Annotated in this window: 15 protein-coding genes and 3 tRNA genes; 7 read left to right on the forward strand and 11 right to left on the reverse strand. The window is 70.6% G+C overall.

The genetic code is table 11. The annotated features are described in order from the left end of the window. Positions 1–296 precede the first annotated feature (296 nt). Positions 297–551 carry a DUF3073 domain-containing protein gene (locus ACTWQI_RS23890; protein WP_443273581.1) on the forward strand — a complete coding sequence of 85 codons (255 nt, stop codon included), beginning with the start codon at positions 297–299 and terminating at the stop codon, positions 549–551. A gap of 92 nt (positions 552–643) precedes the next feature. Here the strand turns inward: ACTWQI_RS23890 and purM are convergent, their stop codons facing one another. From purM to ACTWQI_RS23910, 4 genes are all read right to left on the reverse strand, one after another. Further along, the gene (purM, locus tag ACTWQI_RS23895; protein WP_443273582.1) at positions 644–1,729 is read right to left on the reverse strand and encodes a phosphoribosylformylglycinamidine cyclo-ligase; all 1,086 of its coding nucleotides are present in this window, start codon (positions 1,727–1,729) and stop codon (positions 644–646) included. Between the two features lie 61 nt (positions 1,730–1,790). Next, positions 1,791–3,350, reverse strand: a complete 1,560-nt coding sequence (gene purF / locus ACTWQI_RS23900) for an amidophosphoribosyltransferase (protein ID WP_443273583.1) — start codon at positions 3,348–3,350, stop codon at positions 1,791–1,793. Between the two features lie 230 nt (positions 3,351–3,580). Further along, positions 3,581–5,536 (reverse strand): hypothetical protein, encoded by a 1,956-nt coding sequence (locus tag ACTWQI_RS23905; RefSeq protein ID WP_443273585.1) that lies wholly within the window; start codon positions 5,534–5,536, stop codon positions 3,581–3,583. Positions 5,537–5,672: 136 nt separating this feature from the next. Beyond that, the gene (locus ACTWQI_RS23910; protein WP_443273587.1) at positions 5,673–6,554 is read right to left on the reverse strand and encodes a sterol carrier family protein; all 882 of its coding nucleotides are present in this window, start codon (positions 6,552–6,554) and stop codon (positions 5,673–5,675) included. A 104-nt stretch (positions 6,555–6,658) separates the two neighbouring features. Between ACTWQI_RS23910 and ACTWQI_RS23915 the strand changes: the two genes are divergently transcribed. Beyond that, the gene (locus ACTWQI_RS23915; RefSeq protein ID WP_443273589.1) at positions 6,659–7,054 is read left to right on the forward strand and encodes a nuclear transport factor 2 family protein; all 396 of its coding nucleotides are present in this window, start codon (positions 6,659–6,661) and stop codon (positions 7,052–7,054) included. A gap of 87 nt (positions 7,055–7,141) precedes the next feature. Here the strand turns inward: ACTWQI_RS23915 and purL are convergent, their stop codons facing one another. From purL to purS, 3 genes are all read right to left on the reverse strand, one after another. Beyond that, complete coding sequence (gene purL, locus ACTWQI_RS23920) at positions 7,142–9,427, reverse strand: phosphoribosylformylglycinamidine synthase subunit PurL (RefSeq protein ID WP_443273590.1); 2,286 nt, start codon at positions 9,425–9,427, stop codon at positions 7,142–7,144. After that, positions 9,427–10,095: a phosphoribosylformylglycinamidine synthase subunit PurQ gene (gene purQ, locus ACTWQI_RS23925; RefSeq protein ID WP_443273681.1), complete on the reverse strand. Its 669-nt coding sequence runs from the start codon at positions 10,093–10,095 to the stop codon at positions 9,427–9,429. Before purQ ends, purL begins: the two co-directional genes overlap by 1 nt. Positions 10,096–10,265: 170 nt before the next feature. After that, the gene (purS, locus tag ACTWQI_RS23930; RefSeq protein WP_443273592.1) at positions 10,266–10,511 is read right to left on the reverse strand and encodes a phosphoribosylformylglycinamidine synthase subunit PurS; all 246 of its coding nucleotides are present in this window, start codon (positions 10,509–10,511) and stop codon (positions 10,266–10,268) included. Between the two features lie 298 nt (positions 10,512–10,809). Between purS and ACTWQI_RS23935 the strand changes: the two genes are divergently transcribed. From ACTWQI_RS23935 to ACTWQI_RS23950, 4 genes are all read left to right on the forward strand, one after another. Beyond that, entirely contained in the window at positions 10,810–11,127 is a 318-nt protein-coding gene (locus ACTWQI_RS23935; RefSeq protein WP_443273594.1) for a histone-like nucleoid-structuring protein Lsr2, read from the forward strand. A 98-nt stretch (positions 11,128–11,225) separates the two neighbouring features. Next, positions 11,226–11,297, forward strand: a tRNA-Gly gene (locus ACTWQI_RS23940). 80 nt (positions 11,298–11,377) lie between these two features. Continuing rightward, positions 11,378–11,453 (forward strand) — tRNA-Gly (locus ACTWQI_RS23945). 320 nt (positions 11,454–11,773) lie between these two features. Beyond that, a tRNA-Gly gene (locus ACTWQI_RS23950) sits at positions 11,774–11,846 on the forward strand. A gap of 63 nt (positions 11,847–11,909) precedes the next feature. Here ACTWQI_RS23950 and ACTWQI_RS23955 read toward each other — a convergent pair. Beyond that, the gene (locus tag ACTWQI_RS23955) at positions 11,910–12,818 is read right to left on the reverse strand and encodes a phosphoribosylaminoimidazolesuccinocarboxamide synthase (RefSeq protein WP_443273596.1); all 909 of its coding nucleotides are present in this window, start codon (positions 12,816–12,818) and stop codon (positions 11,910–11,912) included. A gap of 126 nt (positions 12,819–12,944) precedes the next feature. Next, on the reverse strand, positions 12,945–14,507 hold the full coding sequence (locus ACTWQI_RS23960; protein ID WP_443273597.1) for a N,N-dimethylformamidase beta subunit family domain-containing protein: 1,563 nt from the start codon (positions 14,505–14,507) through the stop codon (positions 12,945–12,947). A gap of 201 nt (positions 14,508–14,708) precedes the next feature. On the opposite strand from ACTWQI_RS23960, the gene ACTWQI_RS23965 reads away from it, so the two are divergent. Beyond that, entirely contained in the window at positions 14,709–15,512 is an 804-nt protein-coding gene (locus tag ACTWQI_RS23965) for a hypothetical protein (protein WP_443273598.1), read from the forward strand. Here the strand turns inward: ACTWQI_RS23965 and ACTWQI_RS23970 are convergent. Next, positions 15,509–17,290, reverse strand: coding sequence for a hypothetical protein (locus tag ACTWQI_RS23970; RefSeq protein WP_443273599.1), 1,782 nt, complete (start codon positions 17,288–17,290; stop codon positions 15,509–15,511). The two genes, ACTWQI_RS23965 and ACTWQI_RS23970, sit on opposite strands and share 4 nt — an antisense overlap. Positions 17,291–17,615: 325 nt before the next feature. Further along, a complete protein-coding gene (purD, locus tag ACTWQI_RS23975; RefSeq protein WP_443273602.1) occupies positions 17,616–18,881 on the reverse strand; it encodes a phosphoribosylamine--glycine ligase in 1,266 nt (421 codons plus the stop codon). Between the last annotated feature and the right edge of the window lie 175 nt (positions 18,882–19,056).

A 19,056-nucleotide genomic window follows, 5' to 3' on the forward strand; every position in this document is an offset into this window, starting at 1 on the left:
TGGGCGGGCGCTACGGGCCGCGGCGGGGGGCCGCAAGATAGCCCTCGCGAGAGACTTGTCACCACCCGTCGGCGGGTCGATCCTGTACGGACGGTAAAATCGGAGCTGACCAGCGAGGACGGGGCTCCTCGCGGTCTGTGCCGCGTGTCGCGTCCTGCGGGCGACGTACCGTATGGCCGCGGAAACAGGTACCGTTAAAGCCCTACGGACCGGTCTCTCTCGAGAGTCCGCTCCGAATCATGAACGCGTGTCAAGACTCTGGGGCCGTTGAGCCCCGTCGTTGAGGGGGTCGAGCCATGGGGCGCGGCCGGGCCAAGGCCAAGCAGACGAAGGTCGCCCGCCAGCTGAAGTACAACAGCGGTGGGACTGACCTCTCACGCCTGGCTGAAGAGCTGGGCGCATCGACATCGAGCCAGCCGCCGAACGGCGAGCGTTTCGAGGACGATGAGCTGGACGACGACCCGTACGCACAGTACGCGGAACGCTACAACGACGAGGACGAGGAAGAGGACGAACCCTCCGACCAGTCCGCATATCGTCGGCGCGCTTGACGCCTTCGCTGCGTCCAGGCCGTCCACAGCACGACCACTGACCCGGTCCGGGGCATATGCCCGGACCGGGTTCTGTGCTGCCCTCGGACCGGCTAGCTCGCGTAGTCACCGGTCAGGGCCACTGCCTCGGTACGGCCGCCGCGTGGCCTGATTTCGCCGGCCACCCAGGCGGCCACGCCACGGTCCGCGAGCGTCGTCAGCGCCACGTCGGCCGACTCCCGCGGGACGACCGCCACCATGCCGACGCCCATGTTGAGCGTTTTCTCCAGCTCGGGACGGGCCACCTGCCCGGCCGCACCGACCAGGTCGAAGACCGCGGCAGGCGTCCAAGTGGACCGGTCGATCGTCGCGTACAGGTCGTCAGGGACGACGCGGGCCAGGTTGTTGGCCAGTCCGCCGCCGGTGATGTGCGAGAAGGCGTGCACCTCGGCCGTACGGGTCAGCGCCAGACAGTCCAGCGAGTAGATCTTGGTCGGCTCGAGCAGCTCCTCGCCGAGGGTCCGGCCGAACTCCGGGATCTCCCGGTCCAGCGCCCAGCCGGCCCGGTCGAAGACCACGTGCCGAACCAGCGAGTACCCGTTCGAGTGAAGTCCCGACGACGCCATGGCGATCACCGCGTCACCCGTACGGATACGATCCGCGCCGAGCACCCGGTCGGCCTCGACCACGCCCGTACCGGCGCCCGCGACGTCGAAGTCGTCGGGCCCGAGCAGGCCCGGGTGCTCCGCGGTCTCGCCGCCGACGAGCGCACAGCCCGCCAGTGTGCACCCCTCGGCGATGCCCTTGACGATCTGGGCGACCCGCTCGGGGTAGACCTTGCCGACGCAGATGTAGTCGGTCATGAACAGCGGCTCCGCACCGCACACCACGAGGTCGTCGACGACCATGCCGACCAGATCGTGGCCGATGGTGTCGTACACGCCGAGCTGCCGGGCGATGTCGACCTTCGTCCCGACACCGTCGGTGGCGGAGGCCAGCAGCGGGCGCTCGTAGCGCTTGAGGGCCGAGGCGTCGAAGAGACCGGCGAAGCCACCGAGCCCGCCGACGACCTCGGGGCGGGTGGCCTTCTTCACCCAGTCCTTCATCAGCTCGACGGCGCGGTCGCCGGCCTCGATGTCCACGCCCGCGGCCGCGTAGCTGGCCCCGGCCGCACCGATGGCGGACTCAGACTCGGACATTGTCGGGAGAACCTTCGTGTCGTCGGGTACGAGCGGTAGAGGTACGGGAGGGCTGGGGGAGCTACGGCCGACGGAGTGCATCGGCACCACCGACACCGGCGGTGAGCGTCTCGACCCCGTCCACATCGCTGCGGCTCGGTGCCTGCACCTCGGCCTCCAGGAGGTGCTTGCCCAGCAGCTCCGGGTCCGGGAGGTCCATCGGGTACTCGCCGTCGAAGCAGGCGCGGCACAGATTCGGCTTGGCGATCGTGGTCGCCTCGATCATGCCGTCGATCGAGATGTACGCCAGCGAGTCGGCCCCCAGCGACGTGCCGATCTCGTCGACCGACAGACCGTTGGCGATCAGCTCCGCGCGGGTCGCGAAGTCGATGCCGAAGAAGCACGGCCACTTGATCGGCGGCGAGGAGATCCGGATGTGGACCTCGGCGGCACCGGCCTCGCGGAGCATCCGGACGAGTGCGCGCTGGGTGTTGCCGCGGACGATCGAGTCGTCGACGACCACCAGGCGCTTGCCCCGGATGACCTCCCTGAGGGGGTTCAGCTTGAGGCGGATGCCGAGCTGGCGGATGGTCTGGCTCGGCTGGATGAAGGTCCGGCCCACGTAGGAGTTCTTGACCAGGCCAGAACCGTACGGAATGCCGCTCGCCTCGGCGTAGCCCACCGCCGCCGGGGTGCCGGACTCCGGGGTCGCTATCACCAGATCGGCCTCGGCGGGGGCCTCCTTCGCCAGGCGGCGGCCCATCTCCACCCGGGAGAGGTAGACGTTCCGGCCCGCGATGTCGGTGTCCGGGCGGGCGAGATACACGTACTCGAAGATGCAGCCCTTGGGGCGGGCCTCCGCGAAGCGGGTCGCGCGCAGGCCGTCCTCGTCGATGGCGATCATCTCGCCCGGCTCGACCTCCCGGATGAAGGAGGCGCCGACGATGTCGAGGGCGGCGGTCTCGCTCGCCACGACCCAGCCGCGCTCGAGGCGGCCGAGGACCAGCGGGCGGATGCCCTGCGGGTCACGGGCGGCGTAGAGGGTGTGCTCGTCCATGAAGACGAGGGAGAAGGCGCCCTTGACCTGAGGCAGCACCCGGGGGGCGGCCTGCTCGACGGTCAGCGGCTTTCCGTCCTCGTCGACCTGGCCGGCGAGGAGGGCGGTGACGAGATCGGTGTCGTTGGTGGCGGCGACCTGGGTGGCGCGGCCGCCCTCGCGGGGCAGCTCAGCGACCAGCTGGGCGAGCTCGGCGGTGTTGACCAGGTTGCCGTTGTGGCCGAGCGCGATCGAGCCGTGCGCGGTGGCCCGGAAGGTCGGCTGTGCGTTCTCCCAGACGGACGCTCCGGTGGTCGAGTAGCGGGCGTGACCGACCGCGATGTGGCCCTGGAGGGAACCGAGGGAGGTCTCGTCGAAGACCTGGGAGACCAGGCCCATGTCCTTGAAGACGAGGATCTGGGAGCCGTTGCTCACCGCGATGCCCGCGGACTCCTGTCCGCGGTGCTGCAGCGCATACAGCCCGAAATAGGTGAGTTTGGAGACCTCTTCGCCCGGGGCCCAGACACCGAAGACGCCACACGCGTCCTGGGGGCCTTTCTCGCCGGGAAGGAGGTCGTGGTTGAGTCGTCCGTCACCACGTGGCACGGCACCGAGTCTAGGACAGGTTGAGAATTAACCCGAACCGGGTACTCCCGCTCGCCTGTCGGATACGACGGGCGAGCGCGGGCGAGTCCGGTCCAAGTGACCGCCACCCTGGCGACGCGACCGTCGTCATGCCTGGTGGGCGGGCCGGAGCCCGGCGCCCGCGCCCCCGCGGTGACGGCTGCGTCACACCTGGGCGGTCACGCCCGGCCGTGACCGCTCGGTGGTCCACCTCACGCCAGGTACAGAGCCCACCCCGCCCAGGTCAGGAGGGCCAGGGTGAGCAGCGGGGCCAGCGGCAGCCCGCGTTCCCGGCGGGTGCTCATGCGGGTGGGCCGTAGCTCCGGCTGGACGCGCATGGCAGTGATCTCCTCGGCGGCCTGCCGGCCCCGGTCGCCGTGCTCACCACGTCGGCGCCAGCGCTTCGGCGGGCCCACGCGGAGGTTCCAGGCGGTGTCCCCGCTTCGGTCGTACACGAGGAGTTCCCCGTCCTCGTACACGACGACATCGAGCCGGTTCCACGGCAGATGCCGCACTCGCCATGCGCCGGTCATCCACAGCCCGTCGCGATCGGCGGTGATCCGCCAGTTGAGCCTCGCGGCGCCCATGGTGAGCACCACGATGGCCATCAGCACAATGAACGCGCTCAGCCACGAGGAGTGGTAGTCGGCCACCAGCAGCGACCCCACGACGGCGGCCGCGATGATCACGTCGGCTGCTCCGAGAACGCGGTGGGACAGATCCGGGTGCCACTGAGCGGGAGCGTGACGGGTCGTCATCCGCTGCGCCGTGCGGCTGGTCGCGGCCACCACCTCGAGCATGTGGGCCGTGGCGCCGCTGCCGAGGATGAGCTCCACGCCTTCGTCCTCGTGGGCGAGCGGAGCCGCCGGGGTACGCCAGCGTGCGCGGGCCGGGCGTACGGGTTCGAAGGAGCACTCCGTGATCAGTTCGCCGTCCGTGGTCACGGAGGCGAGGGCCACCTCGGCCCGGGTGCACGGCGCGCCGTAGAGGACTGCCTCCTGCAGCCGACTGATCTTGCGCAGCTGCTCGGACGCCTCCTCCGGGCTCGGCTGGTGCAGCTCGTCTTCCTCCTCTCCAGGTGTGTTGTGGCCCACTTCTTCGCCGTCTTCTTCGTCGTCGTCCTCGTCGTCCAGGTCTTCCTCGGCAACGGCACACGAGAAGAGGGGACGGCGGCCCTCGGGGTCGTCCGCCGCGAACACCCAGGTGTCGGCTTCGACGTCGTCCCGGATGAGCACTCTCAGTACCGGGACCGGGCCGCGTCGCAGGGCAGTGGCTCGACGGCGGGCGAGCGCCCCGAACACGATGAGCGAGATGCCACCCGCCGCGGCGACGGCGCCGGCCAACTGCCAGAGGACCAGCGTCTCGAGGTCCAACGGCTCGGCCGCGAGCCGCGCCCAGTCCCCGTCCACCAGCACGGCCTGGTTGCCCGACACGGGATAGTCGTCGGCGTAGTACGCGTCGAGGGTGCGCACCTCCGCACCGGCCGCTGCGGTGCTCGGCATCCGAATCCTGACGTTCTCGTCGTCGCGTGCCACGACCTCGGCGGTCACCCGGGTCGCGTCCCGCGCCTTCGCCTCATCGGCGCGCACCCCCTGCTCGCCGATCCAGAACGAGCCCGCTGCGGCAGCGCACAGCAGCACGCCCGCTGCCATCTGGGCCCGTCCGCGGCGCAGCGGTGGCAGCGTCCCGGGAAGCGGCCGGGTCTCCGGCCCGGCGGCGGCCTGCGCCGAGACCCGCTGGCGCCGGCGGTGGCGCAGCCGCAGCAGCGCGGCCCACCACCCGTAGCCGAGGGCGGCGAGTACGACGGCATAGGCGGCCGCTCCGGGCCCGTCCGCGGTGGGGAACTCCTCGTAGGCCACGACGGCACCGAGCAACGGCGCGGAGACCAGCGTGAGTTCGGGCAGTCGCAGGAACCAGTAGAGCTGGGCGCCGGCCAACGCCCCCTCCGCAAGGCCGATCCAGTCCGCATCGGCGGGCGAGCGTGACGTGTGGACCTCCACGGGGGCGACCGCCATCGCGACCGCCCAGGCCAGAGCGAATACGACCACCGTCCCCAGGGGCCGTGCCCAGGCCGGCGGGCGGACCGCCAGCCAACTCTGCGCATCGCGGCCGGTCCACGGGCGGACGGCGCGGAGCTCCGCGGGCAACTGGGCATGCGGCGACGTCATGCCGGGATTATGTCGGGCCCCGCCGACCGGGGCGTGAACATCCATCCGATCCATGGTCGCCCGTGCAACGATCCGTCCGGCGGGTCCGGGTATGCCGTGTCTAGGCTTTTTCCGGCCTGATCGACCGGACAGGGGCCTAGCCCAGCACCGGCAGGTGGTCCGACAGATCGGCCCGCTCGCCGCTGGCGGAGACCTCCGCGGTGTCGCGCGCCGCGGCCCAGCTCTTACGGCCCGTGGCGAGCCGGATCCAGGTCAGCGGGTCCGTCTCGACGACATTCGACGGGGTGCCGCGGGTGTGCCGCGGTCCGGCGACGCACTGCACCACCGCGAACGGCGGAATCCGCACCTCCACCGAGCCGCCGGGCGCCTTGACCGCGAGCGCGTCGGCGAGCATCCGGGTCACGGTGGCGAGCGCATGCCGGTCGTGTGCGATGGCCGCGCCGGTCGCGGCCGTGAGGTCGTCGCCATGCACGACGGTCTCGAGCAGCCGCGTGATCAGGAAGTCGTCCACGGTCATGGCACCGAAGCGGGTGGGGATCACCGTCGCGCCGTCCGCCTGGGCGACCGCGGACCCCAGGTGCCCGGCAGCGGCGTCCAGGCGGGCGAGCACGTCCCGGGGGTGACCCGCGTCGGGCAGGGCGGCCGTCTCCGCCACCGCCGTCCCGGCGATGTCCTCGGCCTGTGTGCGCAGGCTGCGCAGATAGCCCTGGAGGTCGAGTTCGGGGTCGGTCGGCGCAGGGGGGATCGGCTCCTGGCCGGGCCGGGGAGGACGGGCTGAAGGCCGGGTGAGGATCTCCAGCCGGGACGGCAACTCGTCCAGGCCCAGCGCGACATGGACGATCAACTCGCGCACCGTCCAGGCACCGAGCCGGGTGGGCGCGTCCAGCAACTGTCGTGCGTCCGCCGCGCTGCACATGGCGGCCACCGCATCCCGTACCGCCTGCACCTCCGCCGCCAGCGCGCGTCGCACCTTGCCGGGGTCGTACGCACGGGCTCGGGTGCGGGCGTGGGGAGTCATGCGCGGAGCCTACCCAGGGCCCGTACGCAGCCGTGGACAGCCCACAGAGCCCGGTCGATGATGGAGACAAAGGGAATCAATCGGCAAGAAAGGTGTGATCGGTCATGGCCGAACACCCCGACTGCACCCTGGTACGCCGTAGCTACGAAGCGTTCTCGAAAGGTGACATGGACACCCTGGCGTCGCTGATGACCGCCGACGTCGTCCACCACGTGCCCGGCATCAGCCCGATATCCGGCCATCACAAGGGCCGCGACGCCTGTCTCCAGCTGTACCGCCGCCTCTTCGACGAGACCGCCGGCACCCTGCGGGTCGACCTCGACAGCGTCCTGGGTGACGGGCGCGGGCATGTGATCTCCGTCCACACGTTCCGTGCGGATCGCGGCGACCGCGGCCTGGAGCTGCGGGAAGGGCTCTTCTTCACGATCGTCGGCGGCAAGATCACCGACATCGACGAGTGCAACGAGGACCTCGAAGCCGCGGACGCGTTCTGGCGTTGAACGCGGCACCTGCCGCAAGACTGCCGCGGCCCCGTTCCTCCCGTGTCTGCAGGGAACGGGGCCGCGGCGCGTCCGCACCGCGATCGGTCAGGCGAGCAGACCCGGGATCGTGGCCTCGTGTGCGTCCTGCAGCTCGGCGAGCGGAATGCTGAACTGCCCCTGGACGTCGAGGGAATCGCCGTCCACCACCCCGATCCGCGTGGCGGGCAGGCTCCGTGCAGCACACATGTCGGTGAAACGGAGCTCCTCGCTGCGCGGGACCGCGACGATGGCCCGCGCCACCGACTCGCTGAAGAGGAAGAGGAACGGATCCCCGGCGGCGGAGCCGCTGCCGGATCCGGTGTCGGACGCGGTGTCGGGCACCACGATCCGGGCCCCCTTCCCGCCCTTCAAGCACGACTCGACGAGCGCCTGGACCAGGCCGCCGTCCGACAGGTCGTGCGCCGCATCGATCATGCCGTCCCGGGACGCGGAGATCAGGATCTCGGCGAGCAGCTTCTCCCGCGCCAGATCGACCTGGGGCGGGAGCCCGCCGAGGTGACCGTGGACCACCTGGGACCAGGCCGAGCCGCCCAGCTCCTCCCTGGTGTCACCGAGGAGATAGATGAGCTGGCCCTCCTCCGCGAACCCGATCGGGGTGCGACGCGTGACGTCGTCGATCACGCCGAGGACGGCCACCACCGGGGTCGGATGGATCGCGGCCTCTCCGGTCTGGTTGTAGAGGGAGACGTTGCCGCCTGTCACCGGGGTGCCGAGCTCCTGGCAGGCGTCCGCCAGACCGCGCGTGGCCTCCGCGAACTGCCACATGACCGCCGGGTCCTCGGGCGAGCCGAAGTTCAGGCAGTCGGAGACGGCCAGCGGCTTGGCACCGGACGCGGCGACGTTCCGGTACGACTCCGCCAGCGCCAGCTGCGCGCCCGTGTACGGGTCGAGCTTGGTGTAGCGGCCGTTGCCGTCCGTCGCGACGGCGACACCGAGGCCGGTGTCCTCGTCGATGCGGACCATGCCGGAGTCCTCCGGCTGCGCGAGCACGGTGTTGCCCTGCACGAAGCGGTCGTACTGGTCCGTGACCCAGGCCTTGGACGCCTGATTCGGGGACGCGACCAGCTGGAGCACCTGCTCGCGCAGCTCCTCGCCGCCGGCCGGCCGCGGCAGCTTGCCGGCGTCGTCGGCCTGCAGCGCGTCCTGCCACTCCGGGCGGGCGTACGGCCGCTGGTACACCGGGCCCTCATGGGCCACGGTCCGCGGCGGAACGTCGACGATCTGCTCGCCGTGCCAGAAGATCTCCAGCCGCTCGCCGTCCGTCACTTCGCCGATGACGGTGGCGATGACGTCCCACTTCTCACAGATCTCCAGGAAGCGACCGACCTTGCCCGGCTCCACGATCGCGCACATGCGCTCCTGCGACTCGCTCATGAGGATCTCCTCGGGCGAGAGCGTCGCGTCGCGCAGCGGAACGGTGTCCAGCTCCACGCGCATGCCGCCTGAGCCGGCGCTCGCCAGCTCGCTCGTCGCGCACGACAGGCCCGCGCCGCCGAGGTCCTGAATGCCGGTGACCAGGTCCTCCTTGAAGAGCTCAAGGGTGCACTCGATCAGCAGCTTCTCCTGGAACGGGTCGCCGACCTGAACAGCGGGCCGCTTGGCCGGACCGGTTGCGTCGAAGGTCTCGCTCGCCAGCACCGAGACCCCGCCGATCCCGTCACCGCCGGTCCTCGCGCCGTAAAGGATCACCTTGTTCCCGGCGCCGGACGCCTTGGCGAGGTGGATGTCCTCGTGCTTCATCACGCCCACGCACAGGGCGTTGACCAGCGGATTTCCCTGGTAACAGGGGTCAAAGACGACCTCGCCGCCGATGTTCGGCAGACCCAGGCAGTTGCCGTAGCCCCCGATGCCTGCGACGACGCCCGGGAGGACGCGCTTGGTGTCGGGGTGGTCCGCGGCGCCGAAGCGCAGCGGATCCATGACGGCGACCGGGCGGGCGCCCATGGCGAGGATGTCGCGGACGATGCCGCCGACGCCGGTGGCCGCACCCTGGTAGGGCTCGATGTACGAGGGGTGGTTGTGCGACTCGACCTTGAAGGTGACCGCGTAGCCCTGGCCGACGTCGACGACGCCCGCGTTCTCGCCGATGCCCACCAGCAGGGCGTCGCTGTCCGGCTTCCTCTCGCTGAACTGCTTCAGGTGGACCTTGCTCGACTTGTACGAGCAGTGCTCGGACCACATGACGGAGTACATCGCCAGCTCGGCCCCGGTCGGGCGGCGGCCGAGGATCGAACGGATGCGCTCGTACTCGTCCTGCTTCAGGCCGAGTTCTGCCCACGGCTGCTCGACGTCGGGCGTCTCCGTTGCGTGCTTGACGGTGTCGAGGCTCATCAGACGTTGACCAGCTTCTTGAGGATCGAGGTGAAGAATCCGAGGCCGTCGGTCCCGCCGGTACCGATCAGTGGCTCGACGGCATGCTCGGGGTGTGGCATGAGGCCGACGACATTGCCCGCCTCATTGGTGATGCCGGCGATGTCGCGGAGCGATCCGTTGGGGTTGCCGTCGAGGTAGCGAAAAGCGACCCGGCCCTCGGCCTCGAGCATGTCGAGGGTGCGCTCGTCGGCGACGTAGCGGCCGTCCATGTTTTTCAGCGGGATGTGGATCTCCTGGCCCGCGGTGTAGTCGGCGGTCCAGGCGGTGTCCGCGTTCTCCACCCGCAACTTCTGCTCCCGGCAGATGAAGTGGAGGTGGTCGTTGCCCAGCATGGCGCCCGGCAGCAGGTGCGCCTCCGTGAGCACCTGAAAGCCGTTGCAGATGCCCAGGACCGGGAGTCCGGCCCTCGCCTGTTCGATGACGGTCTCCATGACCGGCGAGAAACGGGAGATGGCTCCGGCCCGCAGGTAGTCGCCGTAGGAGAAACCGCCGGGCAGGACGACCGCGTCGACCTGGTGCAGATCCTTGTCCCGGTGCCACAGCGGGACCGGTTCCGCGCCGGCCCGGCGAATCGCGCGGTGGGTGTCCCGGTCGTCCAGACTTCCCGGGAAAGTCACGACTCCGATACGGACATTGCTGCGGCCCGAAGGGTCTCCGTTGAGGGTGGCGGAGGGAGACGGGAAGGCATTGCTGCGGCCCGAAGGGTCTCCGTTGAGGGTGGCGGAGGGAGACGGGAAGGCATTGCTGCGGCCCGAAGGGTCTCCGTTGAGGGTGGCGGAGGGAGACGGGCGGGCAGTCACGACTCCACCTTCACGGTGAAGTCTTCGATCACGGTGTTGGCGAGGAAGGTCTCGGCCATTTCCCGGACCCGGGCGAGGGCGGCGTCGTCGACCGGCCCTTCGACCTCGAGTTCAAAGCGCTTTCCCTGGCGGACGTCGGAGATTCCGTCGAAGCCGAGGCGGGGCAGTGCGCGCTGCACCGCCTGGCCCTGCGGGTCGAGGATCTCCGGCTTGAGCATGACGTCGACTACGACGCGTGCCACGGGCACTCCTGATGGTGTGGTGCGTAAGGCGGTGCCCTCAGCGTACCCCGATCGAGAATCTACGCGAGTAGATATCGCCGTCGCCGGTCACGTTTACGCATCGGCACTGAGAACCTCTGGGGAAAATCCGCGGAAAACCGTATGGTCACCGATTGCGGGTGACACGCGGACGGAATTAACTGGGTTTCGCAAAGCAATGCCCGCCCCTGTACAAATGAAAAAGAACTGACACCGACCCCCCAGCCATCCGCATCTGTGCACGTCATTGCGGTGGTGCCGCACGAAAGGACCGATATCCGTGGCTCAGCGTGTAGTGGTCACACTCTCCGACGACATCGAAGGCGGGGAAGCGGCGGAGACGGTCACCTTCGGTCTCGACGGCAAGTTCTACGAGATCGACCTCAACACAGCCAATGCGAAGAAACTGCGGGGAGTGCTCGCCCCTTATGTGGAGGCGGGCCGAAAGCGGTCCAAGTCGGGCAAGACCTACCGGCACACCGCCGTCGCCCCCGACCCTGCCGCCGTTCGCGCCTGGGCTCGGTCCCATGGCATGGAGGTCCCCCCGCGCGGCCGCATCCCCAAGCGGGTCTACGAGGCGTTCAACGCGTCGAGTTGAGCCGGCCCGTAGCCGACTTGCACGACACCCCGGGTGATCAGATAAAGTCGGGGACGCGTCGAGAGGCGAGGCCGAAGGGCCGGACCTCGCGGAGCCACGCGGGTGTAGCTCAGTAGTAGAGCGCCCCCTTTCCAAGGGGGAGGCGCAGTGTGCGATCCCTGTCACCCGCTCTCTCATCACTTTCCGACCACTCCGGTGGATCAGGTACAGTGGTGTTCGCGCCGGTCGGTGAGAGCCGATCGGAGGCAATGCGGACGTGGCTCAGTTGGTAGAGCATCACCTTGCCAAGGTGAGGGTCGCGAGTTCGAATCTCGTCGTCCGCTCCATAGAACGAGGCCCCGGTCATGGCGACCGGGGCCTTCGTGATTCCGGAATCCGCGAACCGCCGATGGTCACCCGCACGCCCCGCCCTCTGTCCTGCGCTGGGTCCATACCCGTGTCCGCCCATGACAATTGTCCATCGCCCGCGACCGCGGCTGGACCTGAGCCCCGGAAACCGTACGCGCGCGCGGCAAGGTGGGTGGCCGAGACGCTGGGCGTCCCCTTTACGAGGCATTACGGGTATGTAGGCATCCGTGAAGGGCATCACAACACGGCGGCGTCGGACGGCCGACGCGGTCGCTATAGTGGTGAGCGCACCGCCAGTGCGGACGTGGCTCAGTTGGTAGAGCATCACCTTGCCAAGGTGAGGGTCGCGAGTTCGAATCTCGTCGTCCGCTCCGTATGAGAAGGCCCCGGTCGGATTCCGACCGGGGCCTTCCCGTTCGCAGGAACGTGTTCCGTTACGACCAGGGGGTGCCGGTCAGGCGCTCGTACGCCTCCAGGTACTTCGCCCGGGTGCGCTCCACGACCTCGGCCGGGAGCGGGGGCGGCGGCTGCTCGCTGCGCCGGTCCCAGCCCGAGGAGGGGGAGGTCAGCCAGTCGCGGACGTACTGCTTGTCGAACGACGGCTGGGCCCGGCCCGGCTCCCACTGGTCGGCCGGCCAGAAGCGCGAGGAGTCGGGGGTCAGGACCTCGTCCGCAAGGACGAGCCGACTCTCGTCGTCCTTCGTGAAGCCGAACTCGAACTTGGTGTCGGCGAGGATGATCCCGCGGTCGCGGGCGACCTCTCGGGCCCGGCTGTAGATCGCGAGCGTGGCCTGCCGCAGCTGCGCCGCGGTGTCCGGCCCGACCTGGCGTGCGACCTCCTCGTACGAGACGTTCTCGTCGTGCTCGCCCACGGCCGCCTTCGTGGCCGGGGTGAAGATCGGGGCGGGCAGTTCGGAGCCGTCGACCAGACCCTCGGGGAGGGCGAGACCGCAGACCGTACGCGACTCCTGGTACTCGACGAGGCCGGAGCCGGTGAGGTAGCCGCGGGCGACGCACTCGACGGGGACCATGCGCAGCGAGGAGCAGACGAGGGTGCGGCCCTCCCAGTCGGCCGGGGCGCCCGCGGGGAGATCCGTGCTGATGACGTGGCCCGGAACCAGGTCGGAGATGCGGTCGAACCACCACAGCGACAGCTGCGTGAGCACCCGGCCCTTCTCGGGGATCTCCGTGGGCAGCACCCAGTCGTAGGCGGAGATGCGGTCGCTGGCGACCATCACCAGGTCACCGGCCGCGTTCTCGTAGAGATCGCGCACCTTGCCGGTGTGCAGATGCACCAGACCCGGCACCTGTACCGGCTCGGGCTTGTCAACGAATCCGGACACGCTGCCTCCGCGTTGGTTGATCCAGCAGTGCCGATTCTCCCGTATGCGCGAGGCTTCCTCCCCCCGGGGTGGGGCCCGGGGGTGGGTGCCGCCGGGCGGCGCTCGGGAGAACGTACGTCCTCACGGTCAGTCGCGTTTGCAGATGCGGTCGAGGAGATTGGCCGTGGCCCGCTGGATGCGGGCGTCGACATGGCCGGGCCGGTCCAGGGCCGGGGACCAGGCGAACGTCCCGGAGGCGAAGACCAGGGCGCCGCTCGGGGCGCGGTAGAGCGACGTCTCCTGGTGGCGCACAACGCCCTCGACGTCCTCGTACGGGGAGTGGGCGAGCAGGATCCGGCGGGTGTGCTCGGGCAGGGGAGTGCGCGGGAAGTACCGGTCGGCCTCGGCCGCGACCAGTCCGGGCAGCTCGTCGCCCTCACCCGCGCCGGTGGCCTCCCAGAGCCAGTGGTCGGCGTTGCGGACCACCATGGGGCGCGGCTCGGGGACCCGGCCCGCGTACTGGATGCCCAGCAGCTGCTGTTCCGGCCGTCCGAGCTCGCGCCACAGCGCCGGTTTCCCGTGGCCGCGGCGCTTCCGGCAGCTGAGGAGGCGGTCGGGGGCGCCGGACGGGGAGGGAGCGAGATCGACCTGCCAGTACAGGGTGTTGGCCGAGAGGAAGACCAGTGAGGTGCCGCTGTCCCGGGCCAGTTCGACGGTGCGGCGCATGGGGACGGACCAGTATTCGTCGTGGCCGGGGAAGACCAGGCCGCGATAGCGGGTCGGGTCGATGCGGCCGGCGTGCAGATCGCTGGTGTCGGCGTATGCCAGGTCGTAGCCGTAGCGCTCGGCCCAGCGGATGAAGTCGTAGGCGTGACCGACGTGCAGGGGCAGGCCGGCGCCCGCGTACGGACGGTCGAAGGAGACCGTGACCGCCGCGTCCTCCTCGCCGAGCAGCCGGCCCTGCTCGTCCCAGGCGTGGTAGAGGCTGGCTCCCGTGCGGCCGTCCTCGGGGTAGAGGTTGTACGCCTGCCACGTGATGTCCGGGAGCAGGAGCAGCAAGTCGGCGACGGGAGGGGCGGACCGCAGCAGCTCGTCGGAACATGACAGCTCGTCGGAGGAGTGGGCGGCAGACGGGACGTCCCTGACAGTGAAGGGGATGTGGCTGCGGTAGCCGTCGCTGGTGGTCAGCACGGCCACATACGCGCCGTAGTTCCAGTAGCTCGGAACCTGGAGACGCCAGGACAGCCACCAGTGGTGGCAGGAAACGGTCCGGTCGGCGGTGAGCGGGAGGGGCTGGACGATGCCGGAGAGCCGCGGGCTGGTGGTGACCTTCGACGCGCCGTCGCCCCCGTAGTGACCGATGCGGTAGATGTCGACGGAGAACTGCTGGGGCGGATCGACGGTGATGCGGAAGTCGATGGCTTCGCCGGGGGCGACGGCTCCGGTGGACGCGAACCCCTTGATCTGGCGGTGGACGTCGTCGGCGGTGCGAGGACGGCATCCGCCGCCCTGGGTCCCGTCGGTGGCGGTAGGGATGCCGGGCTCGCTGGCGGCGACGGCCGGATCGACGTACCAGGGGACGACCTGGCCGGTGTCGTCGAAGTAGTTTTCGATGCCGCGCAGCCAGGGCAACGGGCCCTGGCCGAAGGGGTCCGACACGGCGTGCGCGAGCGCTCCCGACTGCCAGCGACGGATCTTGTCCGTACTCACGAACAATCCCTCCCGGTCCTGTGCTCCCCTGACCGGTTACAGCACATCACACTCAGCGCTGAGTTCGTAACTGTTCGTGGCGAATCTTTGGGGTGGGATGGGTGGAGCCGGGTGGCCGCATGGCGCAATCGGGATGAATCTAAAGGAAGGGGATCTTTCTCGGGGCGTTGTGTCCGGGGGACTCTTCCGAGGGAGGCCATGATGACGGCATCGTTGAACGAGGACGTCAGGCACGGGCTCATCTGGGCCGGGGTCGCCGGAATCCTCTCCGCGGGGCTGCTGGCCGCCGGGCAGGCGCTCGTGTGGCGTGCGCCGGATGACGACGAGCCCGGCGTACTTCTGGATTTCGCACGCTTCTATCGGGACGGCGGGAACCAGGACCTGGCGCAGTGGTCGGTCTCGATGACCCTGCTGGGCGGCTTTCTCTTCGTCTGGTTTCTCGTGGCGCTGCTACGAGTTGTGCGTGCCGCGGAAGCCGGGACGGGAAGGATGGGCAGCCTGACCCTGGCGATGCTGATCGGTGGGACGCTGTTCCTGGTCTTCGCTCTGATGGCGGCCATCGCGGGGAACATCTTCGCGATCACCGCGCAGATCTGGGATGCGTTCCCGGTCGATGATCCCAGGACGTCGATCGTCGCGATGGTGCTGCTGGACGTGTCGTACGCCGCGAGCGTCGCGGCCATGGCCGGGGCGGCCGTGCTGCTCTTCGCCCTCTGGCGGCTCATGGAGCGGACACACGCGGTGCCGCGCTGGCTGGGCTGGTTCGCCTTCCTGGTGGCGGTGCTCTCGCTGGGCGGGCCGTTCACCGCATGGGGCACGGTCATGCTGTTCGCGCTGTGGGTGCTGGTGACCTCGGTCGTACTGATCTTCCGGGCAGCGGCGCCTGCGGCACCCGTACCGGCCAAGGAGGCGGAGGCGCCCCCGCCAGGCGGCGGGGAACGGCCGCCAGGTGGCGAGGAGCGGCCGCCAGGTGGCGAGGAGCGGCCGACTGCGGGGGAGTCCTAAACCAGCCGGACCGGCTTCTCGGGGCGCACGCCGACGGTGGCCATCCAGTCGCGCAGCGGTTCGGGGTCGCCGTCCTCGAGGAGGCTCAGAACCGGGGTGCCGAGGTCGGTGCCACGCTTGCCCGAGATGAGCAGGACGGGTCCGTCGAGCCAGTCCAGGCCGGGCGCGGCGCCCGCGGTGTCCATGGCGGCGCAGCAGACCATGGCGGTGATGTGGTCGGCGAGCAGCTCACGCCCCGTACGGGGTGACTGGACGGGGAAGAGCGGTGCGGCGAACGGCGCCTCCGCCCATGCGGTCGCGGCCCCCGCCTCCATGCGCTCGGGCGTCCCGCCGGACCCACTGGTCGTCCGACGGCCCGCCGCCTCCTCGCGGGCCATCTCCTCGCTCAGCCGCTCGGCCAGCTTCTCCCCCAGGCCGACCCCGCCCGCGGACGCGAGCCGGTCGACGACCCGCGCGAGGGTGGGCCCCACGAGGCGGTCGGCGGTCCTGGTGCGGATGGGATCCGCGGCGGCCTTGCGGGCGGCCGTCTCGCGGGCGGCAACCTCACGGGCCGGACTCCCAGAGGGTGCCGGAGTGCCGGAGGACGCGGAGGCCGGCTGCGACGGCAGCTCGTCCAGGACGCGGTGGAGGCGGGCGGCCTCCAGCCGCCATTTGCGGTCGACGATCTCTTCCGGATAGGTGCTCCAGTCGACCGGGGACCAGTCCGGCCCGCGGGACGGGGGACCTCCGTGGAACAGCCGGGCCGCCAGCAGCGACGCCGCCTCGTCGACCGCTCCCGGTTCCTCGAGGAGGTCGCAGGCCGGGCGCTCGCCGAGGCGTGAGGCGAAGCCCTCGGCAAGCCGGTCGCGGCGCGACAGCTCGGTCAGGGCCGCGACGACTCCGGCGTCGAGCCGGGACGGCCAGCGGCCCATGCGCCAGGCGGGCAGTGCCACTCGGGTCAGGAGCCGGTCCCAGCCCGCGTACGCGAGCCCGACCTGCTCCTGGGCGACGATGCGCAGTCCGTAGTCCACAGCCTGTGCACGGGCCGACGCCGCAGCCGCGACGCCGCGCTCCATCTCGGCCGCGTGTCCACGGCAGCCGGCCAGCATCAGCCGGGCAGTCCAGCCGAGGAAGCCGAGAGCCGGATGGCGCGCGGCGACGGCCATCGCGGCATCCAGTCCCCGGACGAACCGGCGGGCCGCGGCTATGTCCGGATGCGCGGACAGGCCCGTACCGGCGACCACCGGGGCGAGCACGGCCCGCAGCTCGGCGACCCGCATCCACCACAGGAAGGGGGACCCGATGACCAGAACCGGCGGCGCCTGCTCCCCGGCACCGCGCATCCGGCCGCTGCGGATACGGCCGCCCGGCCCGCCGTCACGAGCCGCGGGGTGAGTGCGGTCCTCCAGCCAGCTGTCGCAGTCCGGGGTGAGCGCTATGGCCGACGGGGCCGGCACGTCGAGGCGGTCGGCGAGGTCCCTGACGAGGCGGTAGAGGTCGGGAGCCGTGTCCTCGACGATCGGCACGGTGGGGCTCACGGCCGGCCGGGCCCGTACGACCACGGCGCCGATCGCCGCCGCCAGCAGCAGCACCACCGCGGCCGTCACGACGAAGACCCAGCGCACCGCGTCCCAGCCCGGGCCGCCGATCCGGTCCGTGGCCGCGGCGACGAGCAGCACTACGGCGACGGCCGCAGGCAGCAGGGCGACGGCCAGCGCGGTACTGCGGACGCGCAGCACCGCAAGGGCCCGGGAACGGGCGAAAGCCGAGCCCGGCTCGACGCCGGACGGTTCGGACACGATCGAAGGTCACCCCCTACGGGCTGGTACGCCACTGCCTGTTGCGACTGACCACTCCCCCACTGTGGCACCTGGCACCGACATCGCAATGCCGGTGGGCCGGTTGCCGGACTTGCAGGCAGGAGCCGTACGGCCGCGCCTGCGGGGCACATTAGTTGGGGGGTCGGCGGGCGTCAGCCATATGACTGCGCGGTCACTCGATGGAATGGCTTTGGTCAAAGCCGGTTCCGTTGCGCGTGGCTTTCGGGGTGAGTGTGCACGGCACATCAGGTCGTCCCGGCGCCCGGATGCCGGGACGACGTCAGCCCTGGCGTCAGTCCTGGCGTCAGTCCTGCGAATCCTGCTGCGCGGCCGCCTTCTCGGCGATGTCCGTGCGGTGGTGCGAGCCGTCGAGGCGGATCCGCGAGACGGCACCGTAGGCGCGGGCGCGGGCCTTCTCCAGCGTGGCGCCGGTGGCCGTGACCGAGAGGACCCGGCCACCCGCACTCAGGATCTCCCCTGAGGCGCCCCGCCTGGTGCCCGCGTGCAGCACGTACGCGTGCTCGTCCAGCTGCTCGGCCTCCTGCAGCCCCTCGATCGGATCACCGGTGCGCGGCGTTCCGGGGTAGTTCTCGGAGGCGATGACGACGGTCACGGCCGCGCCTTCGCTCCAGCGCAGCGGCGGGAAGGACGCGAGCGCGCCGGTGGCCGCGGCGTGCAGCAGCCCGCCGAGGGGAGTCTTGAGGCGGGCCAGGACCACCTGGGTCTCCGGGTCGCCGAAGCGGGCGTTGAACTCGATGACCCGCACGCCACGGGATGTGATCGCCAGCCCCGCGTAGAGCAGCCCGGAGAAGGGCGTTCCGCGGCGCCGCAGTTCGTCCACGGTGGGCTGGAGGACCGTCTCCAGCACGTCGTCCACCAGCTTCGGGGCGGCCCACGGCAACGGGGAGTACGCACCCATGCCTCCGGTGTTGGGGCCCTGGTCGGCGTCGTAGGCGCGCTTGAAGTCCTGGGCGGGCTGGAGCGGTACGACGGTCTCGCCGTCCGTCACCGCGAAGAGGGACACCTCGGGCCCGTCCAGGAACTCCTCGATCACCACCGTCTCGCACGCCAGCGCGTGCCGCCGGGCGACCTCGAGGTCGTCCGTGACGACCACGCCCTTGCCGGCGGCCAGGCCGTCGTCCTTGACCACGTACGGGGACCCGAAGGCGTCCAGGGCCTCGTCGACCTCCTCCGGGGACGTGCAGACGTACGACCTGGCGGTCGGCACGCCCGCTGCGGCCATGATCTCCTTGGCGAAGGCCTTTGAGCCTTCCAGCTGCGCCGCTTCGGCCGACGGACCGAAGACCGGGATGCCGGACGCGCGTACGGCGTCCGCCACACCGGCGACCAGCGGCGCCTCGGGACCGACGACCACCAGATCGGCGGCGAGCTCCGCCGCCAGCCCGGCCACCGCCGAACCGTCCAGGGCGTCCACCGGGTGCAGCTCGGCCACCTCGGCGATGCCGGCGTTGCCGGGGGCGCAGTGCAGCGCGCTGACGTCGGGGTCGAGGGAGAGAGCGCGGCACAGGGCGTGTTCGCGGGCGCCGCCGCCGATGACGAGGACCTTCACGGGCTTCAGGGTAGTGGTCCGCTCCTCGGTGGTACCGCGCCGCCCCTTGAGGCCCGGACCGGACCGTGTGCGGCGGGGCACTCTTTCGAGTGAGGTCAGGGGCGTGCCTATACCTGACCGGGCACCACTTCCGGGCGGTAATCCCGCGATCTTGCCGTCGAGGCCAGCCTTTCGG

The organism is Streptomyces sp. KR80, assembly GCF_052245555.1.
Lineage (GTDB): Bacteria > Actinomycetota > Actinomycetes > Streptomycetales > Streptomycetaceae > Streptomyces.

What these genes read in the sequence shown, in the direction of transcription:
- ACTWQI_RS23890 (WP_443273581.1), top strand. Translation starts at nt 297, where the DNA reads ATGGGGCGCGGCCGGGCCAAGGCCAAGCAGACGAAGGTCGCCCGCCAG.
- purM (WP_443273582.1), bottom strand. Translation starts at nt 1,729, where the DNA reads ATGTCCGAGTCTGAGTCCGCCATCGGTGCGGCCGGGGCCAGCTACGCG.
- ACTWQI_RS23905 (WP_443273585.1), bottom strand. Translation starts at nt 5,536, where the DNA reads ATGACGTCGCCGCATGCCCAGTTGCCCGCGGAGCTCCGCGCCGTCCGC.
- ACTWQI_RS23910 (WP_443273587.1), bottom strand. Translation starts at nt 6,554, where the DNA reads ATGACTCCCCACGCCCGCACCCGAGCCCGTGCGTACGACCCCGGCAAG.
- ACTWQI_RS23915 (WP_443273589.1), top strand. Translation starts at nt 6,659, where the DNA reads ATGGCCGAACACCCCGACTGCACCCTGGTACGCCGTAGCTACGAAGCG.
- purL (WP_443273590.1), bottom strand. Translation starts at nt 9,427, where the DNA reads ATGAGCCTCGACACCGTCAAGCACGCAACGGAGACGCCCGACGTCGAG.
- ACTWQI_RS23965 (WP_443273598.1), top strand. Translation starts at nt 14,709, where the DNA reads ATGACGGCATCGTTGAACGAGGACGTCAGGCACGGGCTCATCTGGGCC.